This window comes from Maribacter orientalis (assembly GCF_900109345.1).
In the GTDB taxonomy this organism is placed as follows: Bacteria; Bacteroidota; Bacteroidia; order Flavobacteriales; family Flavobacteriaceae; genus Maribacter; species Maribacter orientalis.
Map to the genome: position 1 here is coordinate 95,379 of NZ_FNZN01000009.1, position 14,186 is coordinate 109,564.

Genomic DNA, 14,186 nt, shown 5'->3' on the forward strand with positions numbered 1-14,186 from the left:
GTTTTATTTATATAACTCAAATATATAAATATTATTACCACATTTTACCACTAAAATCCACTTTGTTAATAAATTAACCCACTTTTGAACACCTTTTAACACCTGAGTCTTCTTTTGAAGTTAATTTTCCCACTCGACCCATAAAATCAGAAAAAAGGAAATCATAGAAGATTTGCAGACACGCCTAATTAAAAGAGTTGTTTGCTATTCTCCGTAATTACCTATATTTGGGCAAATATGATGCGCAGAGTACATGGAAAACGATTTGATCAACGACGGTACGTTTAATTACATTGAAGTAGGTGAAGGCAAACCCATTATAATTCTTCACGGTCTTATGGGTGGACTTAGTAATTTTGAGGGCGTAACGACCCATTTTCCTCCTAAAGGGTATAAGGTGCTCATTCCTGAATTGCCCTTGTATTCGATGCCGATGCTCAAAACAACGGTGAAGAATTTCGCCAAATACCTCAAAAAATTTATTGACCATAAAGAATTGGACGATGTTATTCTTTTGGGTAACTCGTTAGGTGGCCATATCGGACTCTTATACACTAAAATGTATCCAGAAAAAGTAAAGGCCTTGGTCATTACCGGTAGCTCTGGCCTATACGAAAGTGCTATGGGCGATGGCTACCCTAAGCGTGGTGATTATGAGTTCATTAAGAAGAAAGCACAAGATGTCTTTTACGACCCAGAAATTGCGACTAAAGAGATTGTTGACGAAGTATTCGCTACGGTGAATGATCGTATAAAATTGGTGAAGACCTTGGCAATCGCAAAAAGTGCGATACGTCATAATATGGCACAAGATTTACCTGCTATGAAAACGCCTACCTGTATTATTTGGGGAAAGAATGATAGCGTAACTCCGCCAGATGTGGCAGAACTGTTTGATGAACTGCTACCGAATTCAGATTTATTTTGGATGGATAAATGTGGACACGCACCTATGATGGAGCACCCAAACGAATTCAACGCCATTCTTGATGCTTGGTTAGAGAAAAATAAATATTAAAATTTTCTACGGATGAAAATAAAGTCGGCCGACTTTGTAATTAGCAACTCTGATGTTGCTCGATGCCCTAATGAGCCTATACCTGAGTATGCCTTTATCGGTCGCTCTAATGTGGGGAAATCTTCCTTAATCAATATGTTGACCGAGCGTAAAAGCTTGGCAAAAACATCGGGTAGACCTGGCAAGACCCAACTCATTAACCACTTTAAGATCAATGAAAATTGGTTCTTGGTCGATTTACCGGGGTATGGTTATGCACGTGTCTCCAAACGCGATAAAAAGACCTTTCAGAAATACATTACCAATTACTTTCTGCAACGCGAGCAGCTCGTCTGTTCTTTTGTATTGGTAGATATACGTCACGAGCCACAACCCATAGATATGGAGTTTATGCAGTGGATGGGTGAAAACGGAATACCCTTTGCCATTATTTTCACCAAGGCCGATAAGCTTAAACCCAAGGCGATAGAACGCGATGTTAAAACCTATTTAGATACGCTAACTGCCGATATGTGGGAAGAAGCACCGCAACATTTCGTCACTAGCGCCAGCCAACGCAGCGGCCGCGACGAGCTATTAAACTTCATAGACGATATCAACGAGAAATTTTTCGAAGCAACGAAGAAGTAGTTGTTTTTCAAGAATTCAGTTGGCAGTATCAGTAGGCAAATTTTCCCTTTCTTATTTTCGGCGAATAATTTCAGACGATAAACTTCGTACTATAAAATACGTAACAGGTTTACTTTAAATTCAAAAGTGCACCATAGCCAGTGCGATAGCAGTCGTGAACAGGATTGGAACCCAAAAGGATCTCGATACCCCTTTCTGGTATCTCGAATGCCACACGAACTGACATATTACAATACTGAAAACTGACACTGCTAACTGTTACTGAAAACTGCCAACTGAACCCTCAACCGCAGCAACCAACTCCTCCACCGTCTCAAAGTCATTCAATTTCTCTATCGTTACCAACACTTCTAAATCATGTGGGGGTTTCTGCTACGATAATAGGATAGGTAAAGGCATGCCCAAATTTGCTTTTATAGCTTTTTTGAAATTCATCTTCATGTAAGAATTGAAGTTTATAGCCTTTGGCCAATAGGCTTTCTCTAAAGGCTTTCCACTGTTTGTTCTCGATAAAACTACCGAAGGTTAATGAACATAGTGCGCAGTCGTTTATTGAAAGACTGATTATTTTATGGGCAAAATCGAATAGTTTACTGCCGGTATCACTATTGGCATTATAACTAAAGAGGATTCCCATTTTGTTGGAAAACTACCAGATACCATACATTATTTGTGGCATTTTATAGAACCCCGTAAGTATAGTTGAACTACACTTACTCAGTTTTTTCTTAACTTGTAAAATGGTAAACGCTTTACAAACTAACATCAGAAATATACGTATTGGCAATTATATCAGCACGTTAAACACCCTAAGAACTACAAGCGTATGAACCAACAAAAGAAACTTCTTGCTATAAAGTTTATCCATACTTTAATCTGGGCTTTTTTTGTTTTTGTAATATTTTACATTTTATATTCAGGAATCACAAATCGCATTAATACTTTCACTTGGATTGGAATTGGATTAATAATCGGAGAAGGATTCGTTTTATTAGTCTTTAAATTATTTTGCCCTCTGACTTTACTTGCGCGCAAATACTCGGATTCTCAAAAGGAAAATTTTGATATATTCCTTCCTAATTGGTTAGCAAAACACAACAAACTTATTTTTACTTCCATTTTTATTGTAGGTCTAATACTAGTTGTGACGAAAGTTATCCAAAACCAGTAAATCAAAAATCAAAAAATCGCGTTTAACAAAGACCTGAAGTGAAAATTAAGCAAATTCCCCTACGCTAAAAATCCTTTCGAATTTTTTGTTTGGTTTGCATTTGCTGAACTAGTTGTTTGCCTCGCAATTAACCATAAACAAAACCTTTTTCACCATATGAGTTATGATCGTATAGATCAAGCTAACATACTTATGACAATTAAAGCTGATCCATACGATACTATCGGCTTTTTTTACTATGCTACATTTTATATAGGAATCATATTGTTTTGGTTACCTAAATCGGAAGTTGGTTAATAATCGGAGAAGAATTTCTAGAACTCTTCTTTTGAATTAGACTCTCAAGAGAACTAATGGAGTCCATTACCCAAGCGCTGAGGAAGCAGCACGGCAATTGCCCCATACTACGTTGATAGTACCGTGGCATACCGAAAATTTTTAACAAGATTTCTTAATGGCAAATGCCGAATGGAACGAAGTCTCCCAAATTACTTTGAGACGATTAAAATAAAAATAACGGTAAAATTGTAAATTTGGCTATAAGATGTAGCGGTTAAATCGAACTATAAAAAATTGGCGCTGTGACCACATCGAAATGTAGTCCCTTTTTACACGCTAGGGTTCATTAAAAAGCCCATGGTGGTAATTCATAAAAAAGAAAAATGTCCAGATTAAAAGCGTTCAGAGAACAACAAAATTTAACTCAAGAAGAGCTATCAAAAAAATCAGGTATTTCAGCACGAACCATACAACGAATTGAAACAGGTAAAGAACCCAAAGGCCACACACGGCGAGTTTTAGCACAGGCATTAGAAATAGAGGAAAATGAATTGCTACAAAAAGAGCCTAAGCAAGAACAACCGGAAATTTCACCTGGCAAAGAAGAAACCAAAGAAGTGGCTTTGATCAACTATTCTTTACTAAAATTGATAAACCTTTCTTCAATTCCATTTATAATTATTCCTCCTTTAAATATCATCGTTCCTTTTGTTTTAATGCTCACCCTAAAACAAAAAAACAGGTTTACCAAACAGCTTATTTCATTACAAATACTTTGGACCATTATAGCACCTATAGTTTTTATGCTCGGTATCTTTTTAAAACTCGGAAATGAGTTTACCATGATCTTTATTATTCTGATTGTATCATCCAACGTATTTATAATTCTACGCAATGCTATAGAAATAGACAGGAACAAAAAACTGTATTACCATCTGAATTTCAATATGATATAAAAACTGTCGGGGTATTGTCGGGGTATTGTCGAGTCGTTTTTCAGCAAAATGAAAATGAGTTTTTAACCTTTGTTCAAAAACAATCATTCACCGCAAAACGAAATTCATGATGTCCAAAAAAATCATCCTTTACTTTACTATCGCTATCATTTTTAGCGCAAAAAGCAGTGCACAACTTAACAAAAATTCAGAACTATACAACACCATCCTATCCAAAGACAGCTTACTATTCAATGTAGGCTTTAATCAGTGTGAGATTGCACAATTTGAGCACCTGTTAAGTGAAAATTTGAAATTTTATCACGATAAGGACGGAATCTCCGACAAAGCCAAATTTCTTTACGACCTAAAAAACGGATTATGTAAAAGTCCCGAAACGCGTCAGGTAAAACGGTATTTAGTTAAAGAGAAAACAGAAATTTTTCCACTTTATAAAAATGGGGTTTTGTATGGCGCCATTCATAATGGTGAACATTTATTTTACGAAAGCAAAGAAAGCCAACCCGGTATTGCTAAGTTCTCAAATGTATGGGTGCTAGAAAATGACCAATGGAAATTAGGAACTTCTTTAAGTTATGGTCATGAAGCCTACGAAATGCAACCCACAGAAAATTCGATTTTTGAAAATGACACAGAAATTGAAGCATGGCTAAAAGAAAACAACGTACCCACCCTAGGCCTTGGCATAATTGAAAATGGCAACCTTAAACACATAAAAGTTTTTGGTGAACTTAAAAGTGGTGTTACCGCACCCTATAACACCATTTTTAATGTAGCCTCTTTAACAAAACCGGTAACCGCAATGGTTACCTTAAAATTAGTAAGCGCAGGAAAGTGGGACTTAGATGAGCCCGTTTACACCTATTTTACCGACCCAGACGTTGCAACCGACCCACGAAGCAAAAAACTTACGACACGACATATTTTAAGTCATCAATCAGGATTTCCCAATTGGAGGTATTTAAATACATCGAACAAATTAAATTTTCAATTTGAGCCCGGCACCCAATATCAATATTCGGGTGAAGGCCTTGAATATTTACGAAAAGCCTTGGAACATAAATTCAATACTTCTTTAGACCAATTGGCCAATGAACTCATCTTCGGGCCTTTAAACATGAGCGATACGCACTTTACCTGGAGCGATACGCTAGACGAATCACGTTTTGCAATTGGGTATGATGCTAAAGGAAATAGTTATGAAAACACTAAACATAAAACGCCCAGTGCTGCAGATGATTTAATGACAACTATTGAAGATTATGGTAATTTTTTAGTGAGTGTAATGAATGGTGGCGCACTTTCTGAAGCAGTTTTTAACGATATGGTTACGCACCAAGTGGCCACTAAAAATGGAAAACATTTCGGACTCGGATTTGAAATTTATGATTTTAAAAATGGAGATTATGCATTATCCCACGGCGGAGCGGACAAAGGTGTACAAACCATCGTTTTTATATTTCCGAAAACAAAAAAAGGAGTACTCATCTTTACCAATGTAGATGATGGGTATAAAGTGTACGAGAAAATAATAGCACATTACTTGGGTGCGCAAGGCAAAGAAATAATCGAGATTGAAACAGCAAATTAAAAGCAAACTGCGCGCTGACACTTCATACTGAAACTGCCTACTGAATACTGAATACTGAATACTGAAACATAACAACGAACAATTAAAATGCCGGGCATGTTCATTCGCTCTTTAGGATAAAGTTATACCTTCATTGAAAATTTAGACATCATCTACATTTCGTAAGATCATGATGAAAAAAATTTCAATAGTATTTCTTCAGGCGGTCATCGTGCTTATCGGTATTGTAGCGCTTGTTATTTTGATTTGGACTCCATTAACCGAAGGTAGAGCCACAAATTTAGATGCGTTCAGTATTTACTCTGACCCGTTCATTTGGTATGTATACGTTGCATCGATCACTTTTTTTATTATCCTCTACAAAGCGTTCAAGTTGCTCAGTTACATCGGGCAGCATAGGGTATGCTCATCAAGCTCTATTAAAATATTAAAGAGTATAAAATATTGTGCAATCGTACTCAGCATTTTAATTGCAATGGCAGGGGTATATATCAAATTATTCCACAATCTAGAAGACGATCCTGCGGGTTTTCTTGCTATTTGTGCTTTAAGTGTCTTTGTTTCTATTGTAATCGCAGCCACTGCGAATGTATTTGAAATGGTCGTACAGCATGTCATAGCTATGAAAGCTGAAAATGAACCTGCTAACTGAAGACCAAACCCTGAACCGCAGCTACCAACTCCTCCACCGTCTCAAAGCCATTCAATTTCTCGGTCGTGACCAACACCTCTAAATCATGTGGGGTTTCTGCTACTATAATAGGAAAGGTAAAGGCATGACCAAATTTGCTTTTGTAGCTTTTTTGAAATTCGTCTTTATACAAGAATTCAAGTTCGTAGCCTTTGGCTAGCAGACTTTCTCTAAAAACTTTCCACTGCTTGTTCTCGGTAAAGCTACCAAAGGTTAAACTACAGAGTGCGCAGTCGTACGTTGCAGGGCTTATTAGTTTATGGGCAAAATCGAATAGTTTACTACCGGTATCGCTATTGGCGTTATAAATAAACAGAAATTTCTTTGACATGGTCTTTTGGTCGTAAAAATACGCCAAACCATACATGATTTTTAACCGATTACGGGTTTCCGTACGTATAGTAAGACTACAATTTGTAGGTTTATTCTTTAGTGGTAACTTAGGTGGTACGTTTTACGTGCTACATTGAGCAATACACCTACCATGGCACGTTTATACGTATGTTGCCCACAATTTAAGAAACATCGAGAATGACAGAAAAAGAATTGCTAAAATTGGGATATTTCCCGAAAGAACTTCCGCCACCATTTGAAAGCAAAACTTTTTCAGATAAAATAAACGTCATTAAAACACAATGGAATTCTGTATCGAGTCCTTTTCAAAAACCAGAACGTTTAAAATATGCGGATTCAAAATGGGTTGTTTTTTCAATTCCTAAAGTGCAACTATCAAGAAGAATAATAAATATTCCTAATCCGCTTCATCAATCAAAATTAACTTCAACAATTGCTGATAGATGGACAGAAATTGATAACATCTTCAAGAAATCAACTATTTCTTCAAGTTCACCAATTAAAGACACTAAAAATAATCGAGCTTTAATTTCTAAACACAACTTTAGTGAATTTAAAAGAAGACGTTCAAATGAATCCTTTGCTAATTTATATGAAGTTAAAACTGATGTTTCAAGATTCTACGGAACAATCTATACACATTCAATCCCTTGGTTAGTTCATACCAAACCAGTCGCAAAAGCAAATAGGAATGATATGACTATGCTTGGAAACGCTTTAGATAAAGATTTAAGAAATCTTAACTCTGGTCAGACTGTAGGAATTCCAATTGGTCCAGATACTTCTTTGGTTATAGCTGAAATAATTACCTGTTTAATGGACGAACAGATTCAAACGAAATTGAAAAATGTTAAATCCTACAGGTTTATAGATGATTATTATCTTTATTGTGATAGTTACGCAGATGCTGAAAAAGCATTCAAATTCATTCAATCTCTTCTTACAGAATATCAACTTGACATTAACGAAGAAAAAACTAAAATATCCAAAGCACCTTTTGCTTTCGATAGTAAATGGTCAATAGATTTAGGTTCATTTACATTCAGAAAAAGAGCAAACTCTCAATTAACCGATATTGAAAGATTTGTAAGTCTTTCTCTTATTCACACAAATGAAAACCCAAAAGATTCTGTTTTACTTTTTTCGATTCAAGTTCTTAAATATTTGCAATTATTCGATGAAAACTGGGATACTTACGAATCCCTCATATTAAAAATCGGAATTACAGAGCCAAGAACTTTACCTGTTGTAACTGAAATTTTAGCATCTAACATTAGTCGAATTTCAAAAAGAAAAGTCAAGAGTATTATTGAGAAATTAATTGAAATTCATTTACCTAAAGGTCATAATTACGAAGTGTCTTGGGCACTTTGGATGTGTGTTGAGTTTAATATCAAACTCAAGAACAAAATGGCAGAACGCATTTTTGCTTCGAATGATTATGTATCAATGTTAATAGCAATGGATTTAAAAAGTAGAGGTCTAATTAATTCAACTGTTAGTACGGACGGACTTTTAACCGAATTGACCGAGGAATCTTTAATGAACGAAAATTGGTTGTTTACCTACGAATCAATAAAAAAAGGTTGGTTAACACCGACCGACAACCCTATTGATGAAAATAAATATTTTGAAATACTATTAGCAAATGGAATATATTTTTACCGAGAAGATGCCAAAGTGAAAACATTTACTGTAAAGAAACCAACTGAACAAATAAGCGAGACCACTAAGAAACCTGAAACCGAAGAAGCTACAACAATCATTTCTGGCGGTGGTGGCGGAGGAAGTTCGTATTAAAAACTGTGGGCAACAATGTATAAAAAAATAGGGCAAAAAGTGCTTAATCGAAAGGTCTGTGTGTATTTGCCAAGTCGCCAAATTTTTAAATTTGGTATAATTAATAAGAGAAAAGATAATTAACAAAATTTAAAAATTCGGCTTTAGTTTAATCCGAAAAGTATCGCTTACAACTGCCCTACTTTTCTTATACTAGACCGTTACCTGTAATGCTAAAAAAACATCTGAACTATAAATAACCAAAAGAATTAAAATGGGAGAATGGTCAAAAAAAATCGGAGAACAAGGAGAGAATATTGTAAAATATTTCTTCGAAGAGTTAATCGGCTTTAAGGATGTTTATCGCACAGGCGTTTCTATTCCTTGTAGTTATAGTGACCAACACAAAAAAGAAAAAGCAAAACAAAGGTTGACGCACGGAATAGATGGTTTAGTTTCATATTCCTGTCCATTAATTGAAGAACTTTTAGAAATAGGAGTAATCTCAGTAAAATATACAGCCGACAAATATCCATCTGATTTGAAAGGTAAGTTTAAAGACTGGTTCGTAGAATTAGCTTACACAATGAAATGCTTTTCTAATTCGGAAGAATATCAAAACATCAATTCTACAGTTTCAGATGTTTCAGACACTACAGTTTCTGGTCTTTTGTTTTGGCTATCCAATAATGACGAACATAAAGAATTCAACATTTTACCTGAAATTTCCAATTCCACATTTTCAGGTAACGAATTGGTATACGATAAAATTATTGTTGTTGATAATGCGAGAATGAACTTTCTTTTCAATCTTATTCAACCAATAAAAAACATCTTTGGAGAAGAAAACTTTGATTTTGTTTATCATAAAACAGGAATGAACAATGCTATTACTCAAAGATTAAGTTTCGGAAAAAAACTTCCGATGCAATATATAAGCTCCGATGTAATTCCCATTCGTTTAACAAATGGCGACGATGTTATTTTAGTAATTGGCACAAGAGATAGTTTTGATAAAAATGATTTACTGAGACTAATCGCACTCTCAAAAGAGTTTAACCATTTAGAGGCGACATCAAAAACTTTGATAATTTTTCCAGACTACAACAAACTTGAACATCAAGATATAGTAAAAAGTGTTTTAGCTCAAATTGAAAATCTATCGTATAAAAACCAAATTGAAGTTGTTAAGCACGATTTTGATTTCAGAAACTTATAAATATGGCAGTAGAAAAAGAACAGATTAAGGAAGTTTTACCAATAGGCGACCAATTAAGGGCTATGATTTCTCAATCCTTTTTGACTGGAAAGCAACTAAGAGATTTGCTTAGTAGTAAAGGAGTATTTATAGACGAGAACGATAAAAATAAGTCGGTTCCATTATTAATGAATACAATTCTAAGTCCAAAAGAATTTTTACAGTTAGTAGAAAATCAACAAACAAAAGAGGAAAAATTTAAAGTCAATACTTTAACTCTACCTTGTAAAACTGACAAGCCTTTACTGGACATAATTCCATCTAATTTTTCTATAAATAAAATAATTAAAGAAAATATAGTATATAAGCCAAACTACAAAGTGAAAGCAAATCCACAATTCACTTATACAGGTAAGGATAAAAAGGGTATCCAACTTGAATATGAAATTGAGCGAGAAAATCGAACAAAGGATTGGGTAAATACTAAAACCACGCACAAAGCACTTATCACGATTGAGAAAAAAGCAAACAATGAAATTAGTTTGGTTCTAACAAAAAGTTATACTTCAAAAGAAACCAACGAAATAAATGAAATGGTTTTAAGAAACCTCAAAGACCATTTTAAAAATGCCAATATTGTAAAAGAAGAGGTTGATTTTGTTAGAATATTATTTCGAGATTTTACCAACCAAAATCGAATACAATTTCTATACAGTTTTACTTCGCCAGCTCTAAGCAGGCATTTAGAATTTATAGAAATTACAGACTTAAATGTTCATATTGACCCAAACGTAGATGCACCTCAAGAAATAAAGGAATTTATATCAGGAATAGAAAAGCTCAAAATAAACGGTAAGGAATTACAGGAACACATTTTCATAACCAAAAATGATTATCACGAGAAAATTATTTTCTCATCAATTTCTCTCAAGTACAAATTCAATTTCAATGGTATCGAAGGAAATTGTATAATTGAATACTCATTCCCCGCTTACCTTTTCAAACAAAGTACTAACGCTGAATTTCAATTTGACATATCAATTAACGTCAATAGGAAAGTGAAAGAATTTGCAAACGTTAATGAATTGCATAAGAATATTTCTAAGATAATTGAAAACCAAAAACTGGAGCAATTTGAGAAATATAAGAAACTGGTGGAGTAAGCACTACAGTTAAAAATGTATATAAAAAATAGCGCAAGTCTTTGCTAATACAATGGTTTAGGCATTTTTGGAAAGTCGCCAAATTTTTAAATTTTACTCATTGAACAAGCACTTAAACAAAATTAGAAAGCCATATTTGTTTACCTCTCGTTATTGAAAATTTTCATACTAATTTTTACATATTATTTGTTTAACTAAATCAAAATTCAACCAAACCATATTTATGAAATTAAATTACATTCTAATTTTTGCACTTTTCACAATAACAATCTCCTGCGGAGAAAGTAAAAAAGAAATAGAGCAAAAAAAAGCAGAAATTGAAAATGCAAAAAACGCTATTGCTGAAGCCAAGGAAAAAGAAAGAATTCACCTAGAAAAAATTGAAGTTGGCAAGTCAAAATTGAAAATAAATTTAGATAATGAAATAGACAGACTTAATCAAAAGTTGACAGCTGCAAAAGAAAAGTACAATGAAATAAACAAATTTCAATTTGGTAGATTAAACTCTACAAAACAAAATCAACTTATCGAACAAAGTAGAGTTGTAAATAAAATAACAAGTTATATTAGAAAACTAGAAAAAGAAGTCTCCCTTATAAATCTAAGAGAAACCTTTGACTTTCAAAATTCACCTTTGACAGTTGTAGAATATCTTTTTGAAGTAGCGCAAACGAAAGATTTCAAAAAAATGAGATACTTATGTGATCCCTATGGTGAAAATGACCAAGACGTACGCGCATTTTGTTTAATGGAAATGGCTCCTGAAGATGTTCAAGATGAGTTTACAACTCAATTCAAAAATGGACGAATTATGAGCCCTATAATTGAAAATGACAGAGCCGTTATTGAAATTGCTTTTGGTCCTAGTTCAAACAAACTTGAAAAATTGAATCTAATTAAGAGAATGGACAAATGGTATTTAAGCAGTCTTTAATTTTAAAAAGCTTTTGTTTTTAATAATTCCGATTGATATATTTTTTTACGCTTTTTAAATAAAAACCGATAATGAATAACGAAAAATGGAATGAAATATGTTTTTATCTGTCAGAAAACGTTCAAGTTGACATTAGTGAAAGTGACTTCGAGCTAAATGTTATTCAGGCATTAAGAGTTTTAGATTGGAAAGAATTTTTAGGAGATATACAAATTCGCCCATCATTTCAAATTGGTGCTTCAAATAGAATAATGCCAGATTTTGTCATCAATTCAGCCGAAAAGAAAAATCTGTTTGTTATCGAAATTAAACAACCTAGCATACCTTTAAACACCAATTTTCAGAGACAATTATTTTCCTACATGCGTCAATTAAGACTGCAATACGGGGTGTTAATCGGTGAAGTCATTCAGCTATTTTACGATGGTGATTTAACAGATCACGATGATCCTGTATTATTAGAAACAATTGAGTTTAATAAAGACAACGCAAAAGGTTTAAGATTTGTAGAACTATTTTCTAAAGAGAGCTTTAGCGTTGAAGTACTAAGATTATTTACTTTGAGTTCACTTAAAAAAATTAACCGCAAGGCGGATCAAAAAAAATTACAGAATAAAATATTATCTACAGAGTACATATCAAAAATTTCTGAATTAATTAAGCAAGACTTTTTAAATAAGTATGATGCTGAGCTAATAGATAAAGTTCTAACTGATTTATCAATAAATATCACCTTGAAAAATCAGATTAAAATTGCATCGCCTACACTACAAACTATAATTCGAGAAAAAGCTAATAAAACAAACACTAGAGATAAAACAAAATATATTATCAACGGAATTGGCTCACGACTTGCCAAAAATAGATTTGTCTTAGAAGTGGTCAAACAATCTTTACAAAGTCAACCAAGAGATTTCAATAGCTTAAAAAATTTATTCAAAGATGAACTTCAAGGTTCTACTGGAGTAATAAACAGATTAGATTACATTGAAACTAAGTACGCTAACAAGTCAAATAAAAGGCACTTTATAGGTAACGACGAAGTTTTAACAAGCAGTGATAACATTAAATTTGTTGTATCCACAGAATGGGGCCGTGATAATATTAAAAACATAGTTGACTTAGCAAGAAAACAAGGTTTTAATATAGAAGAAGTCTAAACCAAAACCCCATGCTACACCTCATTGTTGGAAATACAGGATCCGGTAAAACTACTTATTCTAACGAATTGAAAAGTAAAACCAAAGGGGTACTTTTTTCAATCGATACGTGGAACAAGACACTTTTTCTACCAGACAAATCCCCAACCGACGGGCGAGAGTGGTTTTTAGAGCACATAGAACGGTCGGAGAATATTATCTAAAATATTTGAAACCTTTAAGGCATCTAAATATCAAGAATTTCCACACGTTTTATTTCGCGATATTGTCATTAATGAAGAGCGGATCATAAAGGCCTTATCAAAATAAATTTTAATTAGTTATTGCTAACACCTTTTATACTTAACTGATGGGTCACCACCGGCACACTAAAATTCCCCTAGAATTTTCTGTCTGTAATTTGTTTGCTAAATTAGTTGACTAACTATACACAAAACCATTAGCAACTAGTAGTAGGTTTAAAACACAAGAAAAAGTATCATGGAAAATTATTTTATGTCACCCGTCAAATCAATTACATTCAAGTTCCTTGCGATTATTTCAGTTCCGATATTATTCTGTGCCTGCAATGAATCTAAAAAAACTAAAAAAGAAGAGATTATTACAGCTGAAAAAAAATGGGAAATATTGTTCGATGGCTCATCTACTGATGCATTTCGAGGATATGGAATAAAAGAGTTCCCTAAGGGCGTTTGGAATGTGGAAAATGGCATATTGATGACCAATCCAGATACCGCGAACAGGGATTTGATCACCAAAAAAAGATACAAAGATTTTGAATTAGAATATGAATGGGCGGTAGATACAGCAGCGAATTCTGGTGTTTTCTTTCATATGCAGGAAAACCTATCCATGGAGTCAAATAACGGAAATAGCCCCAATTGGATGGATAATTTTGAAATACAGATTTTAGATGACAAATATTTTAATGATACGACGGCCATACGATCAGCAGGTTCGTTGTATGATTTAATCAGTCCGAAAAACAAAAAGCTTAATCCAATCGGGGAATTCAATCAGGCAATTCTCTATCACGAATCAGGTCATGTTGAGCATTGGCTCAACGGTATAAAGGTGTTGGACTTTGAAATTGGTAGTCCGGCAATGAATACCATATTGTTGGAAAGTAAATTTAAGGAGAACCCAGCGTTCCACTCAGACCAGGAAGGCCATATAATGTTTCAACACCATGGGCAAAAAGTTTATTTTAGGAATATACGTGTAAGGGAACTTTAGCATTTTAAATCCGTAATTTTTGTTTT

At 33.9% G+C, this 14,186-nt stretch carries 14 protein-coding genes; 12 read left to right on the top strand and 2 right to left on the bottom strand.

All coding sequences use genetic code 11. The features are described from left to right. The first annotated feature begins 253 nt into the window (after positions 1 to 253). Positions 254 to 1,018 (top strand): alpha/beta fold hydrolase, encoded by a 765-nt coding sequence (locus BMY56_RS16035; protein ID WP_091626532.1) that lies wholly within the window; start codon positions 254 to 256, stop codon positions 1,016 to 1,018. 12 nt (positions 1,019 to 1,030) lie between these two features. After that, positions 1,031 to 1,648: a ribosome biogenesis GTP-binding protein YihA/YsxC gene (gene yihA / locus BMY56_RS16040; RefSeq protein WP_091626535.1), complete on the top strand. Its 618-nt coding sequence runs from the start codon at positions 1,031 to 1,033 to the stop codon at positions 1,646 to 1,648. A 355-nt stretch (positions 1,649 to 2,003) separates the two neighbouring features. On the opposite strand, the gene BMY56_RS16045 is transcribed toward yihA, so the two are convergent. Then, a complete protein-coding gene (locus BMY56_RS16045) occupies positions 2,004 to 2,285 on the bottom strand; it encodes a hypothetical protein (RefSeq protein ID WP_091626538.1) in 282 nt (93 codons plus the stop codon). Between the two features lie 1,196 nt (positions 2,286 to 3,481). Between BMY56_RS16045 and BMY56_RS16055 the strand changes: the two genes are divergently transcribed. The 3 genes from BMY56_RS16055 to BMY56_RS16065 all read left to right on the top strand — a co-directional run bounded on the left by BMY56_RS16055 (position 3,482) and on the right by BMY56_RS16065 (position 6,297). After that, entirely contained in the window at positions 3,482 to 4,054 is a 573-nt protein-coding gene (locus tag BMY56_RS16055; RefSeq protein WP_091626543.1) for a helix-turn-helix domain-containing protein, read from the top strand. Between the two features lie 109 nt (positions 4,055 to 4,163). After that, positions 4,164 to 5,645 carry a serine hydrolase domain-containing protein gene (locus tag BMY56_RS16060; RefSeq protein ID WP_091626658.1) on the top strand — a complete coding sequence of 494 codons (1,482 nt, stop codon included), beginning with the start codon at positions 4,164 to 4,166 and terminating at the stop codon, positions 5,643 to 5,645. 169 nt (positions 5,646 to 5,814) lie between these two features. Next, on the top strand, positions 5,815 to 6,297 hold the full coding sequence (locus tag BMY56_RS16065) for a DUF2975 domain-containing protein (protein WP_218144576.1): 483 nt from the start codon (positions 5,815 to 5,817) through the stop codon (positions 6,295 to 6,297). On the opposite strand, the gene BMY56_RS16070 is transcribed toward BMY56_RS16065, so the two are convergent. Beyond that, positions 6,290 to 6,667: a GTPase gene (locus tag BMY56_RS16070; RefSeq protein ID WP_091626664.1), complete on the bottom strand. Its 378-nt coding sequence runs from the start codon at positions 6,665 to 6,667 to the stop codon at positions 6,290 to 6,292. The two genes, BMY56_RS16065 and BMY56_RS16070, sit on opposite strands and share 8 nt — an antisense overlap. Before the next feature lie 200 nt (positions 6,668 to 6,867). On the opposite strand from BMY56_RS16070, the gene BMY56_RS16075 reads away from it, so the two are divergent. From BMY56_RS16075 to BMY56_RS16105, 7 genes are all read left to right on the top strand, one after another. After that, positions 6,868 to 8,490: an RNA-directed DNA polymerase gene (locus BMY56_RS16075; RefSeq protein WP_091626546.1), complete on the top strand. Its 1,623-nt coding sequence runs from the start codon at positions 6,868 to 6,870 to the stop codon at positions 8,488 to 8,490. 253 nt (positions 8,491 to 8,743) lie between these two features. After that, positions 8,744 to 9,688, top strand: coding sequence for a GapS4a family protein (gene gapS4a / locus BMY56_RS16080; RefSeq protein WP_091626547.1), 945 nt, complete (start codon positions 8,744 to 8,746; stop codon positions 9,686 to 9,688). 2 nt (positions 9,689 to 9,690) lie between these two features. Next, positions 9,691 to 10,830 carry a GapS4b family protein gene (gene gapS4b / locus BMY56_RS16085; protein WP_091626551.1) on the top strand — a complete coding sequence of 380 codons (1,140 nt, stop codon included), beginning with the start codon at positions 9,691 to 9,693 and terminating at the stop codon, positions 10,828 to 10,830. 223 nt (positions 10,831 to 11,053) lie between these two features. Then, positions 11,054 to 11,764, top strand: a complete 711-nt coding sequence (locus BMY56_RS16090) for a DUF4878 domain-containing protein (protein ID WP_091626554.1) — start codon at positions 11,054 to 11,056, stop codon at positions 11,762 to 11,764. Between the two features lie 71 nt (positions 11,765 to 11,835). Then, positions 11,836 to 12,924 carry a type I restriction enzyme HsdR N-terminal domain-containing protein gene (locus tag BMY56_RS16095; RefSeq protein WP_091626556.1) on the top strand — a complete coding sequence of 363 codons (1,089 nt, stop codon included), beginning with the start codon at positions 11,836 to 11,838 and terminating at the stop codon, positions 12,922 to 12,924. Positions 12,925 to 12,935: 11 nt separating this feature from the next. Then, positions 12,936 to 13,127 (top strand): P-loop nucleotide/nucleoside kinase family protein, encoded by a 192-nt coding sequence (locus BMY56_RS16100; protein ID WP_245737254.1) that lies wholly within the window; start codon positions 12,936 to 12,938, stop codon positions 13,125 to 13,127. 277 nt (positions 13,128 to 13,404) lie between these two features. Beyond that, positions 13,405 to 14,160, top strand: coding sequence for a 3-keto-disaccharide hydrolase (locus tag BMY56_RS16105; RefSeq protein ID WP_091626559.1), 756 nt, complete (start codon positions 13,405 to 13,407; stop codon positions 14,158 to 14,160). Positions 14,161 to 14,186 lie beyond the last annotated feature (26 nt).

What these genes read in the sequence shown, in the direction of transcription:
- BMY56_RS16035 (WP_091626532.1), top strand. Translation starts at nt 254, where the DNA reads ATGGAAAACGATTTGATCAACGACGGTACGTTTAATTACATTGAAGTA.
- yihA (WP_091626535.1), top strand. Translation starts at nt 1,031, where the DNA reads ATGAAAATAAAGTCGGCCGACTTTGTAATTAGCAACTCTGATGTTGCT.
- BMY56_RS16045 (WP_091626538.1), bottom strand. Translation starts at nt 2,285, where the DNA reads ATGGGAATCCTCTTTAGTTATAATGCCAATAGTGATACCGGCAGTAAA.
- BMY56_RS16055 (WP_091626543.1), top strand. Translation starts at nt 3,482, where the DNA reads ATGTCCAGATTAAAAGCGTTCAGAGAACAACAAAATTTAACTCAAGAA.
- BMY56_RS16060 (WP_091626658.1), top strand. Translation starts at nt 4,164, where the DNA reads ATGTCCAAAAAAATCATCCTTTACTTTACTATCGCTATCATTTTTAGC.
- BMY56_RS16065 (WP_218144576.1), top strand. Translation starts at nt 5,815, where the DNA reads ATGATGAAAAAAATTTCAATAGTATTTCTTCAGGCGGTCATCGTGCTT.
- BMY56_RS16070 (WP_091626664.1), bottom strand. Translation starts at nt 6,667, where the DNA reads ATGTCAAAGAAATTTCTGTTTATTTATAACGCCAATAGCGATACCGGT.
- BMY56_RS16075 (WP_091626546.1), top strand. Translation starts at nt 6,868, where the DNA reads ATGACAGAAAAAGAATTGCTAAAATTGGGATATTTCCCGAAAGAACTT.
- gapS4a (WP_091626547.1), top strand. Translation starts at nt 8,744, where the DNA reads ATGGGAGAATGGTCAAAAAAAATCGGAGAACAAGGAGAGAATATTGTA.
- gapS4b (WP_091626551.1), top strand. Translation starts at nt 9,691, where the DNA reads ATGGCAGTAGAAAAAGAACAGATTAAGGAAGTTTTACCAATAGGCGAC.
- BMY56_RS16090 (WP_091626554.1), top strand. Translation starts at nt 11,054, where the DNA reads ATGAAATTAAATTACATTCTAATTTTTGCACTTTTCACAATAACAATC.
- BMY56_RS16095 (WP_091626556.1), top strand. Translation starts at nt 11,836, where the DNA reads ATGAATAACGAAAAATGGAATGAAATATGTTTTTATCTGTCAGAAAAC.
- BMY56_RS16100 (WP_245737254.1), top strand. Translation starts at nt 12,936, where the DNA reads ATGCTACACCTCATTGTTGGAAATACAGGATCCGGTAAAACTACTTAT.
- BMY56_RS16105 (WP_091626559.1), top strand. Translation starts at nt 13,405, where the DNA reads ATGGAAAATTATTTTATGTCACCCGTCAAATCAATTACATTCAAGTTC.